Source organism: Arthrobacter oryzae, assembly GCF_037911235.1.
Classification (GTDB): Bacteria; Actinomycetota; Actinomycetes; order Actinomycetales; family Micrococcaceae; genus Arthrobacter; species Arthrobacter oryzae_E.
Genome location: NZ_JBBLYW010000022.1, coordinates 22,112 through 43,052 on the forward strand (window position 1 = coordinate 22,112; position 20,941 = coordinate 43,052).

Genomic DNA, 20,941 nt, shown 5'->3' on the forward strand with positions numbered 1-20,941 from the left:
GAATGACTACAGCAGCTACCCCCTCCGTCGGCCTGGTCGGATGGCGCGGCATGGTCGGCTCCGTCCTGATGCAGCGCATGCAGGACGAAGGCGACTTCGCCAACATCAACCCGGTGTTCTTCTCCACCTCCAACGCCGGAGGTGCGGCCCCGACTCTCGCCGGTGCTGCCGCAGGCGCGGCCGGCAAGCTCGAGGACGCGTTCGACGTCGACACGCTGGCTAAGCTGCCGATTATCGTCACCGCCCAGGGCGGCGACTACACCAAGCAGGTCCACGGCGAGTTGCGCAGCCGCGGCTGGGACGGCCTCTGGATCGACGCCGCCTCCACCCTTCGCATGAACGACGACTCGATCATCGTGCTGGACCCGATCAACCGCGACGTCATCGACAAGGGCCTGGCCAACGGCACCAAGGACTTCATCGGCGGCAACTGCACCGTGTCCTGCATGCTGATGGGCCTCGGCGGCCTGTTCAAGAACGGCCTCGTCGAGTGGGGCACGTCCATGACCTACCAGGCTGCCTCCGGCGGCGGTGCCCGCCACATGCGCGAGCTGCTCAGCCAGTTCGGCACGCTCAACGCCGAGGTCAGCTCGGAACTGGACGACCCGGCGTCGGCCATCCTCGAAATCGACCGCAAGGTCCTGGCGCACCAGCGCACCGACATCGACGCGACCCAGTTCGGCGTTCCGCTGGCCGGCTCGCTGATCCCCTGGATCGACGCGGACCTGGGCAACGGCCAGTCCAAGGAAGAGTGGAAGGCGGGGGTCGAGACCAACAAGATCCTCGGTACGGCCGGCGAGAACCACATCATGATGGACGGCCTGTGCATCCGGATCGGCGCCATGCGGTCACACTCCCAGGCCCTCACCCTCAAGCTCCGCGAAGACCTCCCCGTGGCCGAGATCGAGAAGCTCCTGGCCGAGGACAACGAGTGGGCCAAGGTGGTTCCGAACACCAAGGAAGACTCCATGGCCGCCCTCACCCCCGTGGCCGCCTCCGGCACGCTGGACATCCCCGTGGGCCGTATCCGCAAGCTCGAAATGGGCCCGGAATACATCAGCGCTTTCACTGTTGGCGACCAGCTCCTGTGGGGCGCCGCCGAGCCGCTGCGCCGCATGCTCAACATCGCCACCGGCACGCTCTAGCCGAGGAACTTCACGTACCTCGCGGCCTGCAGCTCAAATGACTTTTGGGCCGCAGGCCGCAGTCCGTTAACGGTGTCAAAGGGCTCAGGTACGACGGCGGCCGTCCGGCCCGTGCCTTTCCGCGCCCAGGTGCCGATCACTTCCCCGCCCGCAACGATGGTCTTCTTGAACATCCCGTTGCCGCCCGGAACCACCTTCTGGGCGTGTTCGGGCGGAAGCACCAGCGACCGGTCCGTGTACCCCAGCAGGAACTCGTCGAACCCCGGCAGGATCAGCAGGGAGCGCTGGCCGGGGACGCCGTCGTCGAGCAGCGCCGCGGTGGCCGGCGCCATCCAGTAGCTGGTTCCCTCGAACTCCAGCTCAGCGAGCTGGTCCTTCACCGTGGCCAGCGCGCTGCGCACCTCCGTCACAGGAGTGTTGGACCACCAGGCGAAGTCACGTTCCGTGGCCGGCCCGTGGCTGAGCATGTACCGCAGCACCAGCTCGGCGATGCCCTCGGCCCGGTCCAGTTCCCGGGATTTTGGAATCCACTCGTCGAAGGCCTTAAGGAGCTGTTGGTTTCCCGTGAGCGGTCCCTGCACAAGCCAGGCCCGCTGGCACAGGACACCCAGCAGGTGGATGCCGCGCTGGCCAGCCGTGGACTGACCCGCGGCTTCGAAGGCCTCGAAGAGCTGCTGGCGCGTGGCCGCTCCGCCGCCGGACACGAGTCCCAGCGCCGTCTCGCGGGCCACGTCGACGTCGCGGGCATCGATCCCCAGCTCCCGGTGCCGGCCGCCCATTCCCCGGATCAGGCGGTCCGCCGTGATGTCAAGGATCCAGCGCAGGTCCTCCGGAGCCAGCAGGTGCAGCGTCCCGCGCATGGGCCAGGAGCGGACCACCAGCCCTTCATCCAGCGCAGACCGGACGGTGTCAACGCCCGCACGGCGGACCCTCAGCCCGACTGCCCACAGCGCGGCCTGCAGGTCCTGGGCCTGCATGGCCGTCATCCATCGCACGGCGTCCGGGACCGAGTCGACGTCCGGTGCCAGCAGTCCCTGCGCGGCGAGCCGCAGCCGTCCGATGACATGCCGGGTGACCCGGGTCCGTTCTCCCATACGCCTATCGTAGGTCGCGGCCCGGCCAATTCCGGTCCCGGGAAGTACACCGCAGGCTCCCAGCCGGTTTACAGCCGGGGTCCCTACTCTGGATGGATGACCGTCGGAGAGCTCTGGCCGCAGCTGCGGCCCCTGTGCCGGGCCCTTGCCCTGCTGGGCTGGGCCGCCAGTGCCGCCGGGATGGCTGCTGGGCTCTCCATTGCTATTGCCGGCGGGACCAGCCTCTCCCCCACCGTGCAGGCCTTGCAGCTGGTGTCGGCGGTCAGCATGGCAGTGGCAGTCATCAGTTTCATCGCCGCTTCCCTGCTGCAGCCCCAACACCGCGGCTGGCGGACAGTTGAACGGGGGCACAGAGACACCGCCCATGAACCTGGCAGCGATCTGCCGCCCACCATCAGGAGCTTCCTGCTGGCCGCCTTCGCTTTGCTGGCCGGCGCAGTGGTGTTCGCCTGTGCGGGGCTGGTCCTCCGCAACGGCCCCAGCGCGCAGTCGGTGGCATTCTGCCAGGTCTTCCTGCTGGGCGCAGCAGCGTCCGGGTTCACTTTCATGCTGTTCAGCAAGGTCGCCCCGCGGCACCGCCGGAACTGAAGCGCCGGAACTGAGTGTCGTTAGAGCTCCACGCCGATCAGCAGCGGTTCGGGGTGCAGTTCAATGCCAAAACGTTCGACTACGCCGCGCCTCACGTCGCGCGCCACGGCCACCATGTCTGCCGCACTCGCGGCACCCCTGTTAGTGATGGCCAGGGTGTGTTTGGTGGACAGCGAGGCCCGGCCGCCGGAGACGCTGCCGGGCTCCAGCCCGTAGCCTTTCCCGAAGCCGGCATGGTCGATCAGCCAGGCGGCGGACAGCTTCACCAGGCCGTCCGCACCGGCCGGGTACCTGGGGGCGTCTGCGGGGAGCGAGTCGGCCGCGTCCGCGGGGACGATCGGATTCGTGAAGAACGATCCCGTGGAATACGTGTCGCGGTCCTCCGGGTCCAGGACCATGCCTTTGGAGGCCCGGAGCCGCAGGACCTCCCGGCGGACATCGTTGGAGTACGCCCTCGTCCCGGGCTCCACGCCGAGGGACTTCGCCAGTTCGGCGTAACGGATGGGGGCACTCATCCGGCCCAGCGGCAGCTGGAACTCCACCGTAAGCACCACGAAGCGGGGGGACCCCTGGACGGTGGTCTGTTTCAGGATCGAATCCCGGTACGCGAACTTCAGCTCCGAATTCGTGAAAGTGCGGACGGCGTTCCGTTCCCGGTCCCAGGTCCGGACTGCGGCGATGGTCTGGGAGACGTCCGAGCCGTAGGCACCCACGTTCTGGACCGGTGTGGCACCCGTGGACCCGGGGATGCCGGACAGTGCTTCGATTCCGGACCAGGCGTGGCGCACGGCGTGCTCCACCAGCGCGTCCCAGTTGTGCCCGGCCTGGACCACCACAGAAACGCCGCCACAGGAGTCCTCGGCGTTGACGGCGAACCCTTCAGAGGCGATCCGGAGCACGGTGCCGGGGTACCCGTCGTCGGAAACCAGCAGGTTGGACCCGCCGGCGATGATCAGCAGCTGCTCACCGGCGGCATCAGCGGAGCGTACGGCGTCGATGATTTCCGACTCCGTCCGCGCCTCGATGTAGTTGCCGGCGGGTCCGCCGACGGCGGCAGTGGTCAGGTCGGAAAGCAAGGTCTGGGTCACGTGTCCAGCCTATAGGTGATTCGGGCGGGACCAGGATTCAGGGGAGCTTCCGGGCCACCGGGGAAAGCAGGAAGCTGACCACGAGCATCACCATCACGGCGAGCAGCGAGTGCAGGATTCCCACATGTTCGGCCAGCAGGCCAAGGAGCGGCGGTCCGCACAGGAACGCGCCGTAGCCGATGGTGGACACTACGGAAACGCGGGCGGCGGCCTTGGCCGGGTCGTCGGCGGCTGCGGACATGCCGACGGGAAAGCCGAGGGAAGCGCCAAGGCCCCAGACGGCCAGCGCCACGAACGCCAGCCAGGGCACGGGGGCGAAGACGAACAGCCCCAGGCCGGCGACGGCCAGCGCGGCGCACCAGCGCATCACGGGAACCCGGCCAAAACGGTCCAGGACCAGCGTCCCGGCGAAGCGGCCGATGGTCATGAAGGTGACGAAGAGCCCGTAGCCCGCTGCTCCGGCGGCGTCGGTCTGGCCGTGGCCGTCGGCCAGGGCAAGGGCCACCCAGTCACCGGCGGCGCCTTCGGCAAGGGCAAGCCCGAGGACCAGGACGCCGAGCAGCAGCGTGCGCTTGTCCCGCCAGGCCTGGGCGATCAGGCGTTTGTTGTCCAGCGGCTGCTCCGGGACCGCATCCGTCTGGCGGACGATGGGAATCGGTCCAGTGGACGGATCCTCGAAAGTGTCTGTACCGGACGCCTTGAACCGGCGTTCCGACTGCACCGGTGTGATATCCGCTCGGAACCAGGAAGCCGCCGTTGCCACCGATCCGGCCACCAGAAGGCCGCCGGCGGCCAGGTGCCAGAACACAGGAATACCGGCGCCGGCGGCCCAGGCACCCAGCCCTGCTCCGGCCACTGTTCCGAGGCTGAAGGAGCCGTGGAGCCGGGGCATGATGTGACGGCGGACGGCACGTTCCACAGCGGCGCCCTCGACGTTTGAGGCGGTGTTCCAGCTGGCGGTGCCCAACCCGATGATCGCCAGTCCGGCGGCAACCGCCACCGGATTGGCGAGCACGGATGTACCGAAGCCGGCCAGCACCAGTCCAATGCCCACCATGATGCTGCCGATCCGGATGGTCCGTTTGGAGCCCAGCCGGAGGACGATCAGCCCCGACGCGGACACCGAAAGGAACGAGCCGGCCGTCATGCACAGCAGGAGCAGCCCGATGGTCCCCGGCGTCAGGTCCAGGCCGTCCCTGATGGCAGGCAGGCGCGACACCCAGGTGGAGAACGCCAGGCCGCTGGCCCCGTAGGCCACCACCACGGCGTTGCGCCAGCGCGTGACCTCGGCAGCCGGGGCGAAGACGTCCCTGGTCACGGCAGTGCCCCTATCACGCAAACTCTGTCACGCAAACTTTGTCACGCAAGCCTGACGACAGCCTGGGCCTTCATCAGGACCTTCTGGCCGGCGAAGACCACGGTGAGGTCCACGCGGGCGGTGCCGGCGTCGGCGTCGAGCGCGCCAATGGCGCCGCTGACCTCGATAACCGCCCCTGGCTCGTCCGTCCCGGTGGTGTCGGTGACCAGCACCGGCTTGGTGAAGCGGGTCTGGAAATCCACGACGGCGGCCGGGTCTCCCGCCCAGTCTGTCACCAGCTGGACTGCGGCGCCCATGGTGAACATGCCGTGGGCGATGACGCCGGGCAGTCCCACGCCGGTGGCGAACGCTTCGTTCCAGTGGATCGGGTTGAAGTCACCGGAGGCGCCGGCGTACTTCACCAGGTCCTGGCGGGTGACGGTGATGCTGCGCGTGCCGACGTCCTGTCCGACGCTGAGTTCGGACAATGCGGGGCTGATGGATGCGGTGCTCATGGTTACTGTCCCTCTCCGCGGACAAGGATGGACGAAGTGGTGGTCGAGACGGCCTCCCGGGAGGCGCCCGGGCCGTCTGCATCGTTGCCGGTGAGGGCGAAGATCTCGGATCGGGTGGTGATCATGGCGCCGCCGCCCATGGCACGGACGCCGTCCACGTGCAGCTCTGCCACCAGCCGGTCACCGGCGAAGATGGGCCGGTGGTGGACAAAACGCTGGTCCGCGTGGACCACGCGGGAGAAATCAATGCCCGACTCCGGATCCTCGATCAGCTGCGCATCGGCACGCTGGGCCACGATGATGGCGAAGGTTGGCGGGGCCACGAGGTCGCGGTGGCCAAGGGCCCTTGCCGCTTCCAGGTCGAAGTGCGCGGGATGGGTGGCCTTGACCGCCCGGGCAAACTCGCGGATCTTCTCTCGTCCGACGTCGTACACCTCTGCGGCAGGGTAGCTGCGGCCCTGCAGGTCCGGATTGATAGTCATGGCCTCAAGCCTATCGCTCCCCGCGGTCAGGCCAGCGGCCGGTTACGAGGAGGGGGGCGGGCCGCTCAACGGCCTGTTACGCGGCAGGGTCTGGCAGGTTCTGCGGACCAGCGGTATGATGAATTTATCATTCCATCAAATCACGCGGCGGGCCCTTACCCGGACCACCGCATGACCCAGGCGACAGCAGGTCCCCATGATTTCCCCGGCACAGGCCCCTTTGTACGAAATCAAGGCCAACCTCTTCAAGGCCCTGGCCCACCCGGCACGCATCAGGATCCTCGAACTGCTTGCGGCCGCCCCGGACACAACAGCCCCGGTCAGCTTCCTCCTCTCCGAAACGGGGCTGGAGGCCTCGCACCTCTCCCAGCATCTGGCAACGCTGCGCCGGCACAAGGTGGTGACCTCGGTCCGGTCCGCGAACGCCGTGACCTACCGCCTGGCGAACCCCAAAATCGCAGAACTCCTGGCTATTGCCCGAACGTTCCTGCTGGACACGCTGGCGGACTCCAATGAGCAGCTCCGTCTGGCGCAGGAACTGCCGGGCGCACATCTCACCGGCCCGTCCTTGTGAACGGGATGCGGACCCTGCGGGCGTTCCTGCCGTCCCGCCGCGACTACGACGGGCTGCGGTCCTCCTGGAAAACGGACCTGACAGCGGGCATCACGGTGGGGATCGTCGCACTCCCCCTGGCACTGGCGTTCGGAGTCAGCTCCGGTGTGGGCGCTGAAGCGGGCCTGATCACCGCAGTGGTTGCCGGCCTGGTGGCTGCCGTCATGGGCGGCTCCAACGTCCAGGTGTCCGGCCCGACCGGCGCGATGGTGGTGGTCCTCGCCCCCGTGGTGGCCAGCCACGGTGCGGGCAGCATTCCGATTGTTTCACTGCTGGCGGGGCTCATGGTCTGCGCGCTCGGCATCAGCGGACTGGGCCGCGCCGTCGCATTCATCCCCTGGCCGGTGGTGGAAGGCTTCACCCTTGGCATTGCCGCCATCATCTTCCTCCAGCAGGTGCCGCTGGCCACTGGCACAGCAGGCATCCCGGGCCACAACACCCTCATAGCCGCGATCGAAGCCGCCTCGGGGGCCACGTTTCCCACCGTCATCCAGACCCTCGCCGTGGTGGCGGCGGTCGCGGCCATCATGTTTGTGGTGCCAAAGGTTCATAAGTCCCTGCCTGCCAGCCTGACCGCCGTGCTGCTGGCCACCCTGTCCGCGGAACTCCTTGGCCTGGACATTCCCCGGATCGGCGAGCTGCCGCATTCCCTGCCTGCCCCCGCCCTGCCCTCGATCGATCCCGCGGCGCTGGGGGGTCTGCTGATGCCTGCCGTGTCCATCGCTGCGCTGGCCGCCATCGAATCACTGCTTTCAGCCAGGGTGGCGGCCGGAATGGTGGGGCCCGACGGCAGACCGGGCGGCCGTTACAGCCCGGACCGCGAACTGAGCGGGCAGGGGCTGGCGTCCATCGCGGCCGGCCTGTTCGGCGGAATGCCCGCGACGGGCGCCATTGCACGCTCCGCCGTCAACGTCCGGTCCGGGGCGAAGACACGGCTGGCCGCCGTTGTCCACGCCCTGGTGCTGTTGGCCATCATCTACCTCGCCGCCGGGATGGTGGGCCGGATTCCGCTTGCCGTGCTGGGTGGAGTGCTGATGGTCACGGCTACGCGGATGGTGTCGACCCACACGGTCAGCGCCATCCTCCGCTCCACGCGGGCGGACGCGGCGGTCTTCATTATCACTGCCCTGATCACCGTGGCCTTCGACCTGATCATCGCCATCCAGATCGGACTGGCCGCCGCGGCGCTCCTGACCCTTCGCAAGTTTGCCTCGCTGAGCGGGGTCCGCCGGGAGGCCATCACGGGCGCAGCCGCCGAGGGCGACTCCCACATCGCAATCTTCAGGCTGGACGGCGCCATGTTCTTCGGCGCGGCGGAGCGGATCCTGCAGGAAATCAGCGAGGTGAAGGACATCCAGGTGGCCATCATCCGTTTGTCCCAGGTGCGGATGCTGGACGCCACGGGTGCCCATGCCCTGGTGGAAGTCATCTCAGCCCTGGAACTGCGCGGGATCACCGTTTTGCTGAAGGGCGTCCAGCCGGAGCATCTGGAACTGGTGACGAACGTGGGAGTGATCCGGTCCCTCCGGCATCACAAGCATCTGTTCACCACGCTGCCGGCGGCTGTGGAGCATGCCCGGAGCCACGTGCTGCGGAACGCCGCCGCTAGCGCCTGAGGTTCTTCCTGATCTGCTGGCCGCGCACCACGATCCCCACGATATGCAGCACCAAGCCGAGCCCGATCACCGGAAGCGAGGCAACGGCGAGGCCCTGGTTGCCGGAGGTGTTGCCCACCAGGTTGAGGACGATGCCCACGGCGATCAGGCCCATGGCGCTGAAAACGATCACTTTGTAGGCGGTGGACGCGGTGGCCCAGAATTCAGTCAGCACCGTCCCATTCTATGTGCCCGGTCCCGAAGGCCAGGTCAGAACAACGATTCCTGCACCGCCGGCACCTCTGAGGAGTGGTGGTCTCCGAGTTCCACGGTCCGCGCCTTCAGCTGGCCGAGGTTCACCACGAACTCCATGTCGGCGCCGTCCAGGGCTGCCACCGCGATGCTGCCGCTCACCGCGGCAATCCGGAATCCGTGGGCTCCGGCGCCCAGGTCGTTCGGGTAAGCGTGCCGCGCCGCGGGCGTGCATGCCCGGTCGGCCAGCCCCGGCCGGGACCACCGCTCGTCCACCACGTCGAAGCCCCCTACGCCGGCACGCACCAGCAGGGCGCGGGCGTCACCGGCGAACTGCCGGTTCACGGCATCAAGTTCGACGGCGGGTGCCGGGGCCACCAGCGCGGCTGCCTTGGCCGCCGAACGGACCTGCTGCGGCAGCCCGGCGTCGCGGGTCAGCATGTCTTCAAGAATCCGGACCACCCTGCCGTCGTCCGCGCGCGCCACGTACCTGGCCACCACGGCTCCCTGCTCGGCCAGCCGGTTCCATTTCCGCAGGTTCGAGGCGGTGCCGACCTTGATGGCGCCGTTGGCGAACGTTGCCACATACAACCAGTGCTGCTGCATCAGGTAGGCGCGGAGCCCCTGGGGAACACCTCCGCCCCGGTGGAAGTCGTGGATGAGCCGGAAATCGTCCACCACGAAGCAGCGCTCGCACTGGGTGCCCCTGACAGCGGGCGCCTTGGCCTGGCAAAGAACGTGGTCCCGGTCCGCCGGACCGTGCACCTTGTGGTGGCCCAGGCAGGACTTGCCGCCAGCGGCGACGCGGAAACCCAGCCGGCTGCCGGCGTCGAGCTCCAGTTCCCGGAAACGGCCGGAAGGTTCCTGCAGGCGCATGACCGGAGTGCCGCCGTCGCGGTCTGCCGGCCCTGCGCCGGGCGGCCGGCCCGCCGTGGAACCGGGCGGCGCACCATCCCAAAAGACCCCGTGGACCAGATAGCGGGTATCGGTCACGGGGTCTCCTTGGGCTTTCGGTTTGCTGCCCGGCGCTAGAGCGCCGGCTGCACCCCAAAGGCTACCGCGAGCTTCATGATCTTTTCGGCGCGGCCCAGGCGCGGCAGGTCGGAGCCGTCGCGGATGACGCGGCCGTTGGCCTCGAAGTCGGCCATGAAGTCGGTGGCCCAGGCGACGTCGGACGGCGTGGGGCTGATGACCTCGTTGATGACGTTGGTCTGGTCGATGGCCAGGCAGAGCTTGCCGGTCATGCCCATCATCACGGTGATGCCGGTCTGTTCGCGCAGGATGGGGTGGTTGGTTCCCACCGTGGGGCCGTCGATGGGGCCCGGGAGGTTGCCTACGCGGCTGGCAACAACCAGCTTGGCCCGCGGGTAGGCCATTGCTTCAGGCGTAGCAGCCATGCCGGTGTCGCGGCGGAAATCGCCGGAACCGAAGGCGAGGCGGAAGGCGCCCTGGGCCTTGGCGATGTGGTTGGCTTCTTCGATGCCGACGGCGGATTCCACCAGCGGAATCACGGGGGTCTTGCCGTCCATGCGGTGGTAGCTCTCGGTGACCTGGTCCGCGGACTCGGTCTTGGCCAGCATGACGCCCAGCAGGCCCGGGGTTCCACGCAGGCCGGCGAGGTCCGCGGCCCAGAACGGGCTGGTGGCGTCGTTGATGCGCACCCACGCCCGGCCGCCGGCGGTCAGCCAGTTGATCACGTGTTCGCGGGCGGTGTCCTTCTGCGAGGGGTCCACCGCATCTTCGATGTCCAGGATGATCGAGTCCGCGCGCGACACGGCCGAGACGTCGAAAAGCTCAGGCTTCATCGCGTTCACCAAAAGCCACGAACGGGCGATTTCGGCGGGGATGTTTCGTTCGGGCCGTACGGTGTCGACGGCAGCGGAGGTAGAGGTGGTCATACTCCTACCGTATCCGCCCGGAACGCCCTAACGCTAAGTAACAGCGGTTCGCCCCCGGAACAATACCGCGAACAATACGACCAAAATCCGGAACGGCCGGCGCGTCAAACTCCTTCACGCGCCGTTACCGGGCGAAACCGGGCGTCTTATGACCCGGAGTTTCCTCCTGTTTCCGCTCATTTCCGCGGGTTTCCCGGCGTGACAGCAGCGCTTTTCCTTGCCCCGAAGGTGCGCTTACATCGTTCCAGCGGCAGGCAAACGGCCACCGCTGCTTCAGCCCAAAACTTCCCCCGATGCCTCACAAAGGAACCCCGAATGAAACGACACCTGACCATCATGAGTGCCGCGGCCGCCGTCGTCATCGCGATGACGGTGTCCGGCTGCGGCGGAGCCGCCAACGGCACAAGCTCGGGCGCAAATTCAGTGGCGGATACAGCTGGCGGGGGTGCCGGCGGCGCCACCGAGGTGAAGGAGCTCCGGTACCAGGGCTGGGCCAACAGCGTGACGCTCCCCGAACTCGCGCAGGACCTCGGCTACTTCGGCGACGTCAAGCTGAACTGGGTGGGCAACACCATCAGCGGCCCGCAGGACATCCAGTCGGCGGCCACCGGCCAGACGGACTTTGGCGGCGCGTTCGCCGGCGCGGTGGTCAAGCTGGTGGAAGCCGGCGCCCCCGTGAAGGCCGTCATCAATTACTACGGCGAAGACGAGAAAACCTTCAACGGCTTCTACGTCAAGGAGGACAGCCCCATCCGCACCGCCAGGGACTTCATCGGCAAGAAGATCGCGGTGAACACCCTTGGGGCACACGCGGATGCCGTCATCAACACGTACCTGCAGAAGAACGGCCTGAGCGCCGAGGAAATCAAGCAGGTCCAGTTGGTGGTGGTGCCGCCCAACGACACCGAGGAGGCCATCCGCCGGGGCCAGGTGGATGCAGGTTCGCTGGGCGGCGTCCTGCAGGAAAAGGCGATCGCCAACGGCGGCCTGCGCTCGGTGTTCAGTGACGCCGAGCTCTTCGGAACGTTCGCCGGCGGGCCGTACGTGCTGCGCACCGATTTCATCGCCAAGAATCCGAACACCACCCGGACGTTCACCACCGGCGTGGCGAAGGCCATCGAGTGGGAACGGACCACACCGCGTGAAGAAGTGATCGCCCGCTTCACCAAGATCCTGCAGGAGCGCGGGCGCAACGAGAACCCGGCAGCGCTTCAGTACTGGAAGAGCGTGGGCGTTCCCGCCAAGGGCGAGATCAAGGATGAGGATTTCACCCGCTGGGGCAAGTGGCTCAAGGACACCGGAATCGTCAAGGGCGAACTGGACCCGAAGAAGCTCTACACCAACGAGTTCAACGGGCTGGTGACGGGATGAGCGCGGGCACCAGGCCTGCCGCGGACACCAGCATCGGCATCACAGCCAGCAACACGGAAGGAGAATCATGACCCCGAAAATCAGCCTCAGGAATGTCACGAAGGAATTCGCGGTGCGCCAGGGCAAAGGGACCGGGAAGCAGGCCGGCCCGTCCGCGCTGACTGCCCTGGATGACCTCAGCCTGGACGTCGCCGCCGGCGAATTCCTCACGCTGGTGGGTCCCAGCGGTTCGGGCAAGACCACGCTGCTGGACCTGCTGGCGGGCCTCTCCCGGCCCAACTCGGGAAGCGTGCTGGTGGACGGCAAGGAGGTGACCGGACCGGGTCCGGACCGCGCCGTGGTATTCCAGCAGTACGCGCTCTTCCCGTGGCGCACTGCCTCGGCCAACGTCTCCATCGGCCTGGAGAACTCCGGCCTTTCCCGGAAGGAACGGGCCGCGAAGGCCAGCGAGTTCCTGGACCTGGTGGGCCTGGCGGGGTTCGAGGACCGCTACCCGCATGAACTGTCCGGCGGTATGAAGCAGCGCGTGGCCATCGCCAGAAGCCTCGCCTATGAGCCGGACATCCTGCTGATGGACGAACCGTTCGCCGCCCTGGACGCGCAGACCCGCGAGCAGCTCCAGGACGAGCTGCTGCGGATCTGGAAGGCCACGGGAAAGACCATCGTCTTCATCACCCATGGCATCGACGAGGCCGTGTACCTGGGCCAGCGCGTGGCTGTGCTCAGCGCACACCCGGGCCGGCTCAAGGAGTTCGTGGACATCAACATCCCGGACCGGGACGGCGAGGACGACGTGCGCTCCCACCCGGCCTTCGTGGAACACCGGCACCAGGTCTGGTCCCTCCTGCACGACGAGGTCCGCCTCGCCCGGGACTCCGGACACCGCAAGATCCTCCCCGACGGCACGGCCCCCGACGAACAGCCCCTTGAACGACCCACAGAAAGGAGCGCTGCCTGATGAGCGCTGTGCTGACCCGACCGCCCGAGGCGGCTGCCGCCGTCGAACGTCCCGTCCCGGGGGGAAAAGCGAAGACCGGACCGTCCGGTCAGGAAAACGGACAACGCCCGACGCCGGCGGCACGGCTCGGTGGCGCGGCCCGCCTCGCGGGACGGGCGGGCTGGAAGTCGCTCGCCGTGCTGCTGTTCCTGGCGCTGTGGGAACTGGGCCCCACGTACCTGGCCAGCCCGTCCACGCGGGTGTTCCTGCCGCCTCTTCACGAAGTCATCGCGGCCGGCGTGAAGCTGCTGGAGGCCGGGCAATTGCAGAACCACCTGCAGGCAAGCCTCACCCGCTCGGTCTCCGGGTTCAGCATCGCCGTGGTGTCCGCGGTGATGCTGGGGCTGCTGATCGCCTGGTACGGCTGGCTGAGCTCGTTCCTGAACCCGCTGCTGGAGCTGTTCCGCAACACGGCGACGCTGGCCCTGCTGCCGGTGTTCACGCTGCTGCTGGGCATCGGCGAGGAATCCAAGATCACCATCGTTGCCTACGCGGCGTTCTTCCCGGTGCTCCTGAACACCATCGCCGGCGTCAGGACCGTGGACCCGCTGCTCATCCGGGCCGCCCGGTCCCTGGGGCTGAACAGCTTCCGGCTGTTTCAAAAGGTCATCCTTCCCTCCGCTGTCCCGACGATTTTCACGGGCATCCGGATGGCCGGCACGTCGTCCATCCTGGTGCTGATCGCCGCCGAAATGGTGGGGGCCAAGGCCGGTCTGGGCTACTTGATCGTCAACTCGCAGATGAGCTTCCTCATCCCGGACATGTACGCCGGCATCCTCACGGTCTCCATCCTGGGGCTGGCGGTCAACGTCCTCCTGGTCGCCCTGGAGCGGCACTTCTCCCGCTGGCGCACCGCCGTCGGGTCCGGGAACTGACGCTCCACCTGCTCCACAAGCTATCCGCATCATCAACCAGTAAGGAAAAAAGCAATGTCCACCATCACCGAAACAAAACTCGAATTCGCCAAGCTGGGCTCCCGCATCGGGGCTGAAATCCGCGGCCTGGACCTGAGCGGAGACCTCTCCCCCGGCACCGTGGCCCGGATCCGCGAGGCTTTGAACGAACACAAGGCCCTGGTGTTCCGCGAGGCCAACATCCGCACGGACGAGGAGCAGGTGAAGTTCGCCGGCCACTTCGGCCCGCTGACGAAGGCGCACCCCACCGTGGCGTCCGTGGTAGGCGAAGAAAATGTCCTGCCCGTGGACAGCGAGAACGGGTCAGCCAACAACTGGCACACCGACGTGACCTTCGTGGTGAATCCCCCGCAGGCATCGACCCTGCGCAGCATCGACCTTCCGGCGTACGGCGGGGAAACCCTGATTGCGTCCTCGGCCGGCGCCTACCAAGACCTGCCCGAGGAGCTGCGGAACTTCGCGGACACCCTGTGGGCCATCCACACCAACGACTACGACTACTCGGTGCCCAAGAACCTGGAGCACCAGAACGCCGAGGAACGCCGGAAGGAGTTCACCCGGCTGAAGTTCGAGACGGCCCACCCGGTGGTCCGGGTCCACCCCCTGACCGGCGAGCGCGGATTGTTCATTGGGGGCTTCGCGCAGCGGCTGCGGATCGTGGGACTGTCCAACACCGAGTCCAAGGACATCATCCGCTTGCTGCAGGCCTATGTCACCCGGCCGGAGAACGTAGTGCGGGTGAACTGGGAGCCGAACCAGCTCGTGCTGTTCGACAACCGCATCACCCAGCACTACGCCCCGGACAACTACGACGGCCAGCCGCGCAAGCTCAACCGCGTGACCATCGCCGGCGACATCCCGGTAGGCGTGGACGGCAAGCAGAGCCAGGCCCTGAAGGGCGACTCCACCACGTACTCAGTGGTCGCCCCGCTGTAGTGTCCTCACCCAACTAGGTCGCAGTTAATGTCGTTATGAGCGCTCATAACGACATCTACTGCGACCTAGTTGGGTTAAGCGGGCACGTGGGCGGGCCGGTTTTAGGGGATGTTGCTCCCCCGGGCCGTGACCCACAGTTTGTACCATTCGGCCCGGGTCATGGCGGCGGCAACATGGGCCGCTCCGGCACATGCCCGGATGCGGTCCGGGTTGGCCGACCCGATCACCGGAGCGATCCCGGCCGGATGCCGCATCAGCCACCCGAGGAGGATGGCCTCACGGGTGGTCCCCTTGGCCACCGCCATCCCGGCGACGAGCGCCGCCGTGGCGTCCTCGGCCGGCGTCGGGCTTTCCGGCGGAGCTCCGGTGTAGTGTCCGCGCGCCAGCGCTCCGTAGGCCTGCAAGGTGATCCCCTTCCGGGTGCAGAACTCCACGGTGCCGTGCGGGAAGCTGTAATCCAGCCCCTCCGCGTGGTTCACCAGCACGGCGCTTTCCAGCCAGGCCCGTTTCAGCAGGCTCATCTCCAGCTGGTTGGCCACCACCGGAGTTTCGAGGCGGTCCTGCAGCGCTTCGATCTGCGGGGCGGACATGTTGGACACACCCACCTGCCGCACTTTGCCTTCCCGCATCAACTGTCCGACGGCGGACGCCACCTCGGCGGGGTCCGCCAGCGGGTCAGGGCGGTGCAGCAGGAGGACATCGACATACTCGGTCTTCAACCGCTTGAGGCTGCCGTTGATCCGCTCGAGGATCCCGTCGCGACTCAGGTCGTAGTGCGTCTCCAGCCCCTGCTCGTTGAGCCGAATCCCGCACTTGGTCTGCAGCCGGATCCGTTCCCGCAGCCCCGGCGTAATCGCCAGGACCTCACCGAAGACGGCCTCGGACTTGCCCGCGCGGTAAATGTCCGCATGGTCGAACAGCGTGATGCCGGAATCCAGTGCAGCGTCGATCGCCGCAGCCGCCTGTTCCACATGCCGAGGTTCGTACGGCTCAGCGGACCAGCTGCCGCCCAGCCCCATGCAGCCGTAGATCAGCTCCTGGCCGGACCGGTGGGCAACGCCGGGCAGGCCGGACGCGGGGGTGTCCCCCTGCGCCCGGCCTGCCTCTCCACTCACGGGAGTGCTCACCGCAGCCAGACAGTGGTGTTGCCGGGCAGCTTACCGGCTTCCAGCGGCGCGCTGCTGAGCAGCACCTCGCCGGCCGGGAGCTGTACCGGCTGGTCACCGAAGTTGGTGACGGACTGCCAGCCCCCGTGGCGGCTGAACTGCAGCACCTTGGGGTTGCCGGTTTCCACCCACTCCAGTTCCTCGGCCGTCTGCAGCTCGCGGCGCAGCTTCAGCGCCTTGCGGTACAGCTCCAGCGTGGAGCCCTCCACACCGTCCTGCGCGTCAACCGCATAGCGGGCAAACCAGGCCGGCTGGGGCAGGTGTGCATCCCCGGCGCCGAAGCCGAAGGACGACCCCTCAGCGGCCCACGGCAGCGGCACGCGGCAGCCGTCGCGGCCGATCTCCACGCCCTTGTTGCGGAAGAAGGACGGGTCCTGGCGCTCCGAGTCCGGGATCTCCGCGACTTCCTGCAGGCCGAGCTCCTCACCCTGGTAGAGGTAGGCCGATCCCGGGAGGGCGAGCATCAGCAGGCTGGCCGCACGGGCGCGGCGCAGGCCCAGTTCGACGTCCAGTTCCTCGGCCGGTGCACCGGCCAGCAGCCAGCCCTTGCCGTCCTGGCCCTTGGCGTGGACGCCGCCGCCCTTCGGCAGGCCATAGCGGGTGGCATGCCGGACGACGTCGTGGTTGGAGAAGACCCAGGTAGAGGAGGCGCCGGTGGCCGTGGCTTCGGCAAGGTTCCGGGTGATGATTTCGTGGAACTCGTCAGCGTCGAAATCGGCCTGCAGGAGGTCGAAGTTGAAGGCCTGGCCCAGGCCCTGCGGGCTGGCGTAGCGGGCGCGGCGGGTGGCGTGCACCCAGGCTTCGGCGACGGCGGTGCGCGGCGGGTTGTACTCGTTGAACACCTCGCGCCATTCGGCGTAGATCTCGTGGACCTCGTCGCGGTCCCAGAACGGGTGCGAGCCGTCCGGGAAGCCGTCGGTGCCGGTGTTGGCTTCAGTGAGTTCGACCTTGGAGAGCAGCGGCTCGGTGAGGTCCTTGGTGAGGGCGTGCGCCACGTCCACGCGGAAGCCGTCCACGCCGCGGTCGGACCAGAAGCGCAGGGTCTTCAGGAAGTCGTCGCGGATCTCGCGGTTGGACCAGTTCAGGTCCGGCTGCTCCTTGGCGAAGATGTGCATGTACCACTGGCCGGGAGTGCCGTCCGGCTCCGTGATGCGCTCCCATGCCGGACCTCCGAAGACGGAGTCCCAGTCCGACGGCGGCAGCTCGCCGTTCTCGCCCAGGCCGTCACGGAAGATGTAGCGCTCGCGGGCAGCGGATCCCCGCGGGGAGGCCAGGGCTTCCTTGAACCATTCGTGGCGGTCGGAGGAGTGGTTGGGGACGATGTCCGCAATGAGCTTGATGCCGGCCTCGTGCAGCGCGGCGGACATTTCGGCGAAGTCCTCCAGGGTGCCCAGCTTGGGGTCGACATTGCGGTAGTCGTCGACGTCGTAGCCGCCGTCCGCGAGCGCGGACGGGTAGAACGGGCTGAGCCAGACGGCGTCGATCCCCAGTTCCTTCAGGTACGGCACTTTGGCCGTGATGCCTTTGATGTCGCCCAGTCCGTCACCGTTCGAATCCGAGAAGCTGCGCGGATAGATCTGGTACACGGAGGCCTGGCGCCACCAGTTGGGATCGGCTGCGAGGTTTGAATCGGACAGGGTTGCCAGAGTGGCGGTGGTGGACAAAGGAGATTCCTTTTCTTGTGTCGGTTGTTCTTTTTGGTAATGGGAAAAATAGATGGGTGCCCGGGTTGGGGCCCTGCTTCACTGCGTCCTATTTCACTGCGCCCCGCATGACTCCGGACAGTACCCAACGTTGCGCCAGGATGTAAACCACCAGGGTGGGCGCCATGGCCATCAGGTAGGACGCGAAGGCCAGGCTGTAGTTGGTGTTGAATTCGCCCTGGAAAAGCATCTGCACCACGGGCAGGGTCTGGAGCGCGGGATCGGCAATAATCATCTGCGGCAGCAGGAAGTCGTTCCACGAGCCGAGGAAGGCGAAGATGCCAACGGTGGCGTTCATGGGGGCAAGCAGCGGGAAGATGATCTTGCGGAACACCTGCCACGTAGTGGCGCCGTCCATGCGGGCCGATTCCTCGAGTTCCACCGGGATGGAGCGGACGAAGGCGATGTAGAGCAGGGTATTGAAGGAGATGCCGCCGAGGACATGCAGGAACACGACGCCGGCGGGGTTGTCCAGGCCGAGCAGTGCCGTCTGCTTGATCAGGGGCAGGATGATCACCGGGAAAGGGATGAACATTGCCGAGAGCAGGTAGACGAACGAGCCCCGGAAGAATTTGTGGTTCCAGTTCCTCGCGATTGCGTAGGCCACCAGCGAACTGCAGGCCAGGGAGCCGATGACGCTCAGCACGGTAACGAACGCCGTGGACATGAAGGCCCGCGGGAAGTTGGTTGCCACGTAGGCGGCGGCGAAGTTCTCCCAGTTCATCGGGTTCGGCCAGGCGAGGCCAGTGCCGGTGCCGATCTGGTCCGGGGACTTGAGTGCCATCGCCACGGTGAAGTAGAGCGGCAGCAGGACGGTCAACGAGGCGGCCAGCATCAGCGCGGTGATCCACCAGTTGATTTTGAAGCCCTCGCGGTTGGACCGGCGGTTCTTCGGAGCAGGCGCCTTGGCCCCGGGAACAGCGGAAGCACGCCCCTTCGAGGCGGGAAGTGTGGATGCGGTCATTAGAGTGAAACCCCCCGGCGCTGGATGAGGCGCAACTGGATGACGGAGATCAGCAAGGTGATCAGGAAGTAGATGACGGCGTTCGCCATCTGGTAGGAGTAGTCGCCCCCGGTGAAGCCGGAGAAGATGCGCATGGCCACTGACTGGGTTGCCATGCCGGGACCGCCGCCGGTCAGGCCCACGATGATCTCGTAGGTTCCCAGGAATCCCTTGAAGCCGAGGATGACGTTGATCACGAGGTACCCCATAATCAGCGGCAGCGTCAGGCTGAGGAACTGCCGGAAACTGCCGGCGCCGTCGAGGTCCGCGGCTTCGTAGACTTCGGAAGGCACGCTCTGGAGGCCGGCCAGGTAGATGATGGTGGCGCCGGGCGCCGCCTGCCACACAGTGACGATCACGATGGCCACCCAGGCGAGGTTCTCGTTGGCCAGGATGCTCGCGGCCAGCGGGGTGACGCCGAACCGTTCCGCCAGCACCGGAAGCGTGTTGGAAAACAGGTAGTTGAACACGAAAGAGACGATCAGGGCGGAGAGAACCATGGGGATGAAGAACACGGTGCGAATGCCGGTGCGCCATTTGATCTTCGCGTTGAGGCCCAGCGCGATCGCGAGGGCCACCACGTTCACCACCACCGTGGTGGTCAGGGCGAACACAAACGTGAAAATGTACGACTGCAGAACAGCCGGGTCCTTGAAGATGTTGACGTAGTTCATCAGGCCGATGAACTTCCAGTCCCCGTAGCCTGCATAGTTCGTGAGGCTGAAGAAGACGCCCACGAGTGCCGGCAGGGTGATGAAGAAGGCGAACAGTGCCAGGACGGGCACCACCATCCAGTAGTACGTGGGATCGATCCTGCTCTTGGACCGGGACGTGCCGGCAGGGCGGGAAGTCTGGTTCTTGCGTCCTGCGGGAGGGGCTGTCTGGGCCACCCGGGATGTTGTAGTCATTGAGGCTCCTGGATTCGGGTGGGGGTCAGACCGCGGTACGCTCGGCGACGCGGCGCCATTCGTCGTCGAGGGCGGCGAGGAACTGCTCGCCGTTCTTGCTGTACACGAAGGACTGGATGTAGTTGTTCACGGGCACCGACGGCGGGAAGTAGGTCACGGCGCCCTGGAAGTAACGCGCCTCTTCCACTGCCGCGTTCAGTCCGCTGATCTGCGGATTGCTGACGGCGGGAGCGTCCTTGAGCGGTGAGAACGCGGCGTTCTTTTCGTTGTAGGTGTTCACCACTGACGGTTCCAGCAGGTAGTTGACGAACCGCTGTGCCGCTGCCATGTTGGGCGTGTTGCGGGTGATGGAAAGCGCCATGTCCACGTTCACGCGGGCCTTGGTCTCGTCCGGGTTGTTCGTCACCGGCAGCGGGAAGGTTCCGAGCCTGATGTCCTTGTTGGCTGCGACAAGCTGTGAGAGGGCCCACGGACCCTGGAGGTACATGGCCGCCTGGCCCTTGGCGAAGGCGGCGTTTCCGTCCGCGTAGTTCTTGCTGGCCGCTCCGTTCTGCGAAAACGAGGCAAGCTGGAGCATCCTGGGGAGGGCGGGCCCGAAATTGTCGGCAAACGACTCAGCGGAGTCCTTGGTGATCCCGGCACCCTTGGCGTTGAGCTTCGTAAAGAATTCCGCAACATCCAGCGTGCCGCCGGACGCGTAATCGAACATGCCCTGGGCGAGGGTCCAGGGATCCTTGTACGTTCCGTAGATCGGCGCGATCCCGGCCGCCTTGAACTTTTCACAGGCCGCCACGAACTCGTCCCACGTGGTGGGCACTGACACGCCCTGCGCCTCGAAGATGCCGCGGTTGTAGATGACGCCGGCTGCCGCAATCGAGAACGGCAGGGCACTGACCTCGCTGCCGTTGTACTGGCCCCAGGAGTTGACGAGCTCCTGCATCTCGGGGTCGATGGTGTCTGCCACGGGCATCCCGGAGAGGTCGGCGAAGATGCCCTTTTTGACGAAGTCGGCGGTGGCCTGAGCGAAACCGCGGGTCACGACGTCCGGCGGATCGTTGCGGACCAGGCCGGGAACAAAGTTGCCCTCGTTGAAGTCCTGGATCACGTGGACATCCGGGTTCAGCGCCTCGAAGTCCTTGATGACCTGGTCGAAGTAGTCCACCACCTCCGGCTTGTTCTGCATGAACCGGAGCGTGGTGACCCCGTTTTGTGTGGCAGGCGTGGCGCCGCAGCCGGACAGGGGAACCACGAAAGCGGCTCCGGCCAGGCCTGCTGCCCGGAGCAGGGAACGCCGGCTGAGCGGTGACGCGGGTGCAGCCGCGTTCACAGGGCAGGAACTGACGTGCGGAGGTGGCTGGGCTGTGCGGGCGGCGCGG

21 protein-coding genes are annotated in these 20,941 nt (G+C 66.8%); 8 read left to right on the forward strand and 13 right to left on the reverse strand.

Annotated features, from left to right (window positions below):
* Nucleotides 1-2 precede the first annotated feature (2 nt).
* The gene (asd, locus tag WMN78_RS07185) at nucleotides 3-1,145 is read left to right on the forward strand and encodes an aspartate-semialdehyde dehydrogenase (RefSeq protein ID WP_340532906.1); all 1,143 of its coding nucleotides are present in this window, start codon (nucleotides 3-5) and stop codon (nucleotides 1,143-1,145) included.
* On the opposite strand, the gene WMN78_RS07190 is transcribed toward asd, so the two are convergent.
* On the reverse strand, nucleotides 1,142-2,239 hold the full coding sequence (locus WMN78_RS07190; RefSeq protein ID WP_340532907.1) for a winged helix DNA-binding domain-containing protein: 1,098 nt from the start codon (nucleotides 2,237-2,239) through the stop codon (nucleotides 1,142-1,144). The two genes, asd and WMN78_RS07190, sit on opposite strands and share 4 nt — an antisense overlap.
* Nucleotides 2,240-2,335: 96 nt before the next feature.
* Between WMN78_RS07190 and WMN78_RS07195 the strand changes: the two genes are divergently transcribed.
* A complete protein-coding gene (locus WMN78_RS07195; RefSeq protein ID WP_340532908.1) occupies nucleotides 2,336-2,827 on the forward strand; it encodes a hypothetical protein in 492 nt (163 codons plus the stop codon).
* A 20-nt stretch (nucleotides 2,828-2,847) separates the two neighbouring features.
* On the opposite strand, the gene WMN78_RS07200 is transcribed toward WMN78_RS07195, so the two are convergent.
* The 4 genes from WMN78_RS07200 to WMN78_RS07215 are packed head-to-tail and all read right to left on the reverse strand — an operon-like array spanning nucleotide 2,848 to nucleotide 6,209.
* Nucleotides 2,848-3,915 carry a UDP-N-acetylmuramate dehydrogenase gene (locus WMN78_RS07200; protein ID WP_340532909.1) on the reverse strand — a complete coding sequence of 356 codons (1,068 nt, stop codon included), beginning with the start codon at nucleotides 3,913-3,915 and terminating at the stop codon, nucleotides 2,848-2,850.
* Nucleotides 3,916-3,952: 37 nt separating this feature from the next.
* Nucleotides 3,953-5,233, reverse strand: a complete 1,281-nt coding sequence (locus WMN78_RS07205; protein ID WP_340532910.1) for an MFS transporter — start codon at nucleotides 5,231-5,233, stop codon at nucleotides 3,953-3,955.
* Between the two features lie 41 nt (nucleotides 5,234-5,274).
* Complete coding sequence (locus tag WMN78_RS07210) at nucleotides 5,275-5,727, reverse strand: MaoC family dehydratase (protein ID WP_425341131.1); 453 nt, start codon at nucleotides 5,725-5,727, stop codon at nucleotides 5,275-5,277.
* 2 nt (nucleotides 5,728-5,729) lie between these two features.
* Complete coding sequence (locus WMN78_RS07215) at nucleotides 5,730-6,209, reverse strand: FAS1-like dehydratase domain-containing protein (protein WP_340532912.1); 480 nt, start codon at nucleotides 6,207-6,209, stop codon at nucleotides 5,730-5,732.
* 196 nt (nucleotides 6,210-6,405) lie between these two features.
* On the opposite strand from WMN78_RS07215, the gene WMN78_RS07220 reads away from it, so the two are divergent.
* Together WMN78_RS07220 and WMN78_RS07225 are read left to right on the forward strand one after the other, a co-directional pair.
* Nucleotides 6,406-6,783 carry a metalloregulator ArsR/SmtB family transcription factor gene (locus WMN78_RS07220; RefSeq protein WP_340532913.1) on the forward strand — a complete coding sequence of 126 codons (378 nt, stop codon included), beginning with the start codon at nucleotides 6,406-6,408 and terminating at the stop codon, nucleotides 6,781-6,783.
* Nucleotides 6,784-6,788: 5 nt separating this feature from the next.
* Nucleotides 6,789-8,438, forward strand: coding sequence for a SulP family inorganic anion transporter (locus tag WMN78_RS07225; protein WP_340532952.1), 1,650 nt, complete (start codon nucleotides 6,789-6,791; stop codon nucleotides 8,436-8,438).
* Here the strand turns inward: WMN78_RS07225 and WMN78_RS07230 are convergent.
* The 3 genes from WMN78_RS07230 to WMN78_RS07240 are packed head-to-tail and all read right to left on the reverse strand — an operon-like array spanning nucleotide 8,428 to nucleotide 10,567.
* Nucleotides 8,428-8,652, reverse strand: a complete 225-nt coding sequence (locus WMN78_RS07230; RefSeq protein ID WP_340532914.1) for a DUF3188 domain-containing protein — start codon at nucleotides 8,650-8,652, stop codon at nucleotides 8,428-8,430. The two genes, WMN78_RS07225 and WMN78_RS07230, sit on opposite strands and share 11 nt — an antisense overlap.
* Nucleotides 8,653-8,687: 35 nt before the next feature.
* Nucleotides 8,688-9,662, reverse strand: coding sequence for a DUF2797 domain-containing protein (locus WMN78_RS07235; RefSeq protein ID WP_340532915.1), 975 nt, complete (start codon nucleotides 9,660-9,662; stop codon nucleotides 8,688-8,690).
* Between the two features lie 35 nt (nucleotides 9,663-9,697).
* On the reverse strand, nucleotides 9,698-10,567 hold the full coding sequence (locus WMN78_RS07240; protein WP_340532916.1) for a CoA ester lyase: 870 nt from the start codon (nucleotides 10,565-10,567) through the stop codon (nucleotides 9,698-9,700).
* 315 nt (nucleotides 10,568-10,882) lie between these two features.
* On the opposite strand from WMN78_RS07240, the gene WMN78_RS07245 reads away from it, so the two are divergent.
* From WMN78_RS07245 to WMN78_RS07260, 4 genes are all read left to right on the forward strand, one after another.
* Nucleotides 10,883-11,938, forward strand: coding sequence for an ABC transporter substrate-binding protein (locus WMN78_RS07245; RefSeq protein ID WP_340532917.1), 1,056 nt, complete (start codon nucleotides 10,883-10,885; stop codon nucleotides 11,936-11,938).
* A gap of 67 nt (nucleotides 11,939-12,005) precedes the next feature.
* Nucleotides 12,006-12,896 (forward strand): ABC transporter ATP-binding protein, encoded by an 891-nt coding sequence (locus WMN78_RS07250; protein WP_340532918.1) that lies wholly within the window; start codon nucleotides 12,006-12,008, stop codon nucleotides 12,894-12,896.
* Entirely contained in the window at nucleotides 12,896-13,810 is a 915-nt protein-coding gene (locus WMN78_RS07255) for an ABC transporter permease (RefSeq protein ID WP_340532919.1), read from the forward strand. The genes WMN78_RS07250 and WMN78_RS07255 overlap by 1 nt, the downstream gene beginning before the upstream one ends.
* A gap of 54 nt (nucleotides 13,811-13,864) precedes the next feature.
* The gene (locus tag WMN78_RS07260) at nucleotides 13,865-14,785 is read left to right on the forward strand and encodes a TauD/TfdA family dioxygenase (RefSeq protein ID WP_340532920.1); all 921 of its coding nucleotides are present in this window, start codon (nucleotides 13,865-13,867) and stop codon (nucleotides 14,783-14,785) included.
* A 101-nt stretch (nucleotides 14,786-14,886) separates the two neighbouring features.
* On the opposite strand, the gene WMN78_RS07265 is transcribed toward WMN78_RS07260, so the two are convergent.
* The 5 genes from WMN78_RS07265 to WMN78_RS07285 form a co-directional block, all read right to left on the reverse strand.
* Nucleotides 14,887-15,852: an aldo/keto reductase gene (locus tag WMN78_RS07265; RefSeq protein WP_340532954.1), complete on the reverse strand. Its 966-nt coding sequence runs from the start codon at nucleotides 15,850-15,852 to the stop codon at nucleotides 14,887-14,889.
* A 56-nt stretch (nucleotides 15,853-15,908) separates the two neighbouring features.
* On the reverse strand, nucleotides 15,909-17,615 hold the full coding sequence (locus tag WMN78_RS07270; protein ID WP_340532921.1) for a glycoside hydrolase family 13 protein: 1,707 nt from the start codon (nucleotides 17,613-17,615) through the stop codon (nucleotides 15,909-15,911).
* Between the two features lie 88 nt (nucleotides 17,616-17,703).
* A complete protein-coding gene (locus WMN78_RS07275) occupies nucleotides 17,704-18,618 on the reverse strand; it encodes a carbohydrate ABC transporter permease (protein WP_340532922.1) in 915 nt (304 codons plus the stop codon).
* Nucleotides 18,618-19,565: a sugar ABC transporter permease gene (locus WMN78_RS07280; RefSeq protein WP_340532923.1), complete on the reverse strand. Its 948-nt coding sequence runs from the start codon at nucleotides 19,563-19,565 to the stop codon at nucleotides 18,618-18,620. Before WMN78_RS07280 ends, WMN78_RS07275 begins: the two co-directional genes overlap by 1 nt.
* Before the next feature lie 25 nt (nucleotides 19,566-19,590).
* Nucleotides 19,591-20,892 carry an ABC transporter substrate-binding protein gene (locus WMN78_RS07285; protein WP_340532924.1) on the reverse strand — a complete coding sequence of 434 codons (1,302 nt, stop codon included), beginning with the start codon at nucleotides 20,890-20,892 and terminating at the stop codon, nucleotides 19,591-19,593.
* Between the last annotated feature and the right edge of the window lie 49 nt (nucleotides 20,893-20,941).

Coding starts and splice junctions, on each gene's coding strand:
- asd (WP_340532906.1), top strand. CDS start 3: ATGACTACAGCAGCTACCCCCTCCGTCGGCCTGGTCGGATGGCGCGGC.
- WMN78_RS07190 (WP_340532907.1), bottom strand. CDS start 2,239: ATGGGAGAACGGACCCGGGTCACCCGGCATGTCATCGGACGGCTGCGG.
- WMN78_RS07195 (WP_340532908.1), top strand. CDS start 2,336: ATGACCGTCGGAGAGCTCTGGCCGCAGCTGCGGCCCCTGTGCCGGGCC.
- WMN78_RS07210 (WP_425341131.1), bottom strand. CDS start 5,727: ATGAGCACCGCATCCATCAGCCCCGCATTGTCCGAACTCAGCGTCGGA.
- WMN78_RS07215 (WP_340532912.1), bottom strand. CDS start 6,209: ATGACTATCAATCCGGACCTGCAGGGCCGCAGCTACCCTGCCGCAGAG.
- WMN78_RS07220 (WP_340532913.1), top strand. CDS start 6,406: ATGATTTCCCCGGCACAGGCCCCTTTGTACGAAATCAAGGCCAACCTC.
- WMN78_RS07225 (WP_340532952.1), top strand. CDS start 6,789: ATGCGGACCCTGCGGGCGTTCCTGCCGTCCCGCCGCGACTACGACGGG.
- WMN78_RS07240 (WP_340532916.1), bottom strand. CDS start 10,567: ATGACCACCTCTACCTCCGCTGCCGTCGACACCGTACGGCCCGAACGA.
- WMN78_RS07245 (WP_340532917.1), top strand. CDS start 10,883: ATGAAACGACACCTGACCATCATGAGTGCCGCGGCCGCCGTCGTCATC.
- WMN78_RS07250 (WP_340532918.1), top strand. CDS start 12,006: ATGACCCCGAAAATCAGCCTCAGGAATGTCACGAAGGAATTCGCGGTG.
- WMN78_RS07255 (WP_340532919.1), top strand. CDS start 12,896: ATGAGCGCTGTGCTGACCCGACCGCCCGAGGCGGCTGCCGCCGTCGAA.
- WMN78_RS07260 (WP_340532920.1), top strand. CDS start 13,865: ATGTCCACCATCACCGAAACAAAACTCGAATTCGCCAAGCTGGGCTCC.
- WMN78_RS07275 (WP_340532922.1), bottom strand. CDS start 18,618: ATGACCGCATCCACACTTCCCGCCTCGAAGGGGCGTGCTTCCGCTGTT.
- WMN78_RS07280 (WP_340532923.1), bottom strand. CDS start 19,565: ATGACTACAACATCCCGGGTGGCCCAGACAGCCCCTCCCGCAGGACGC.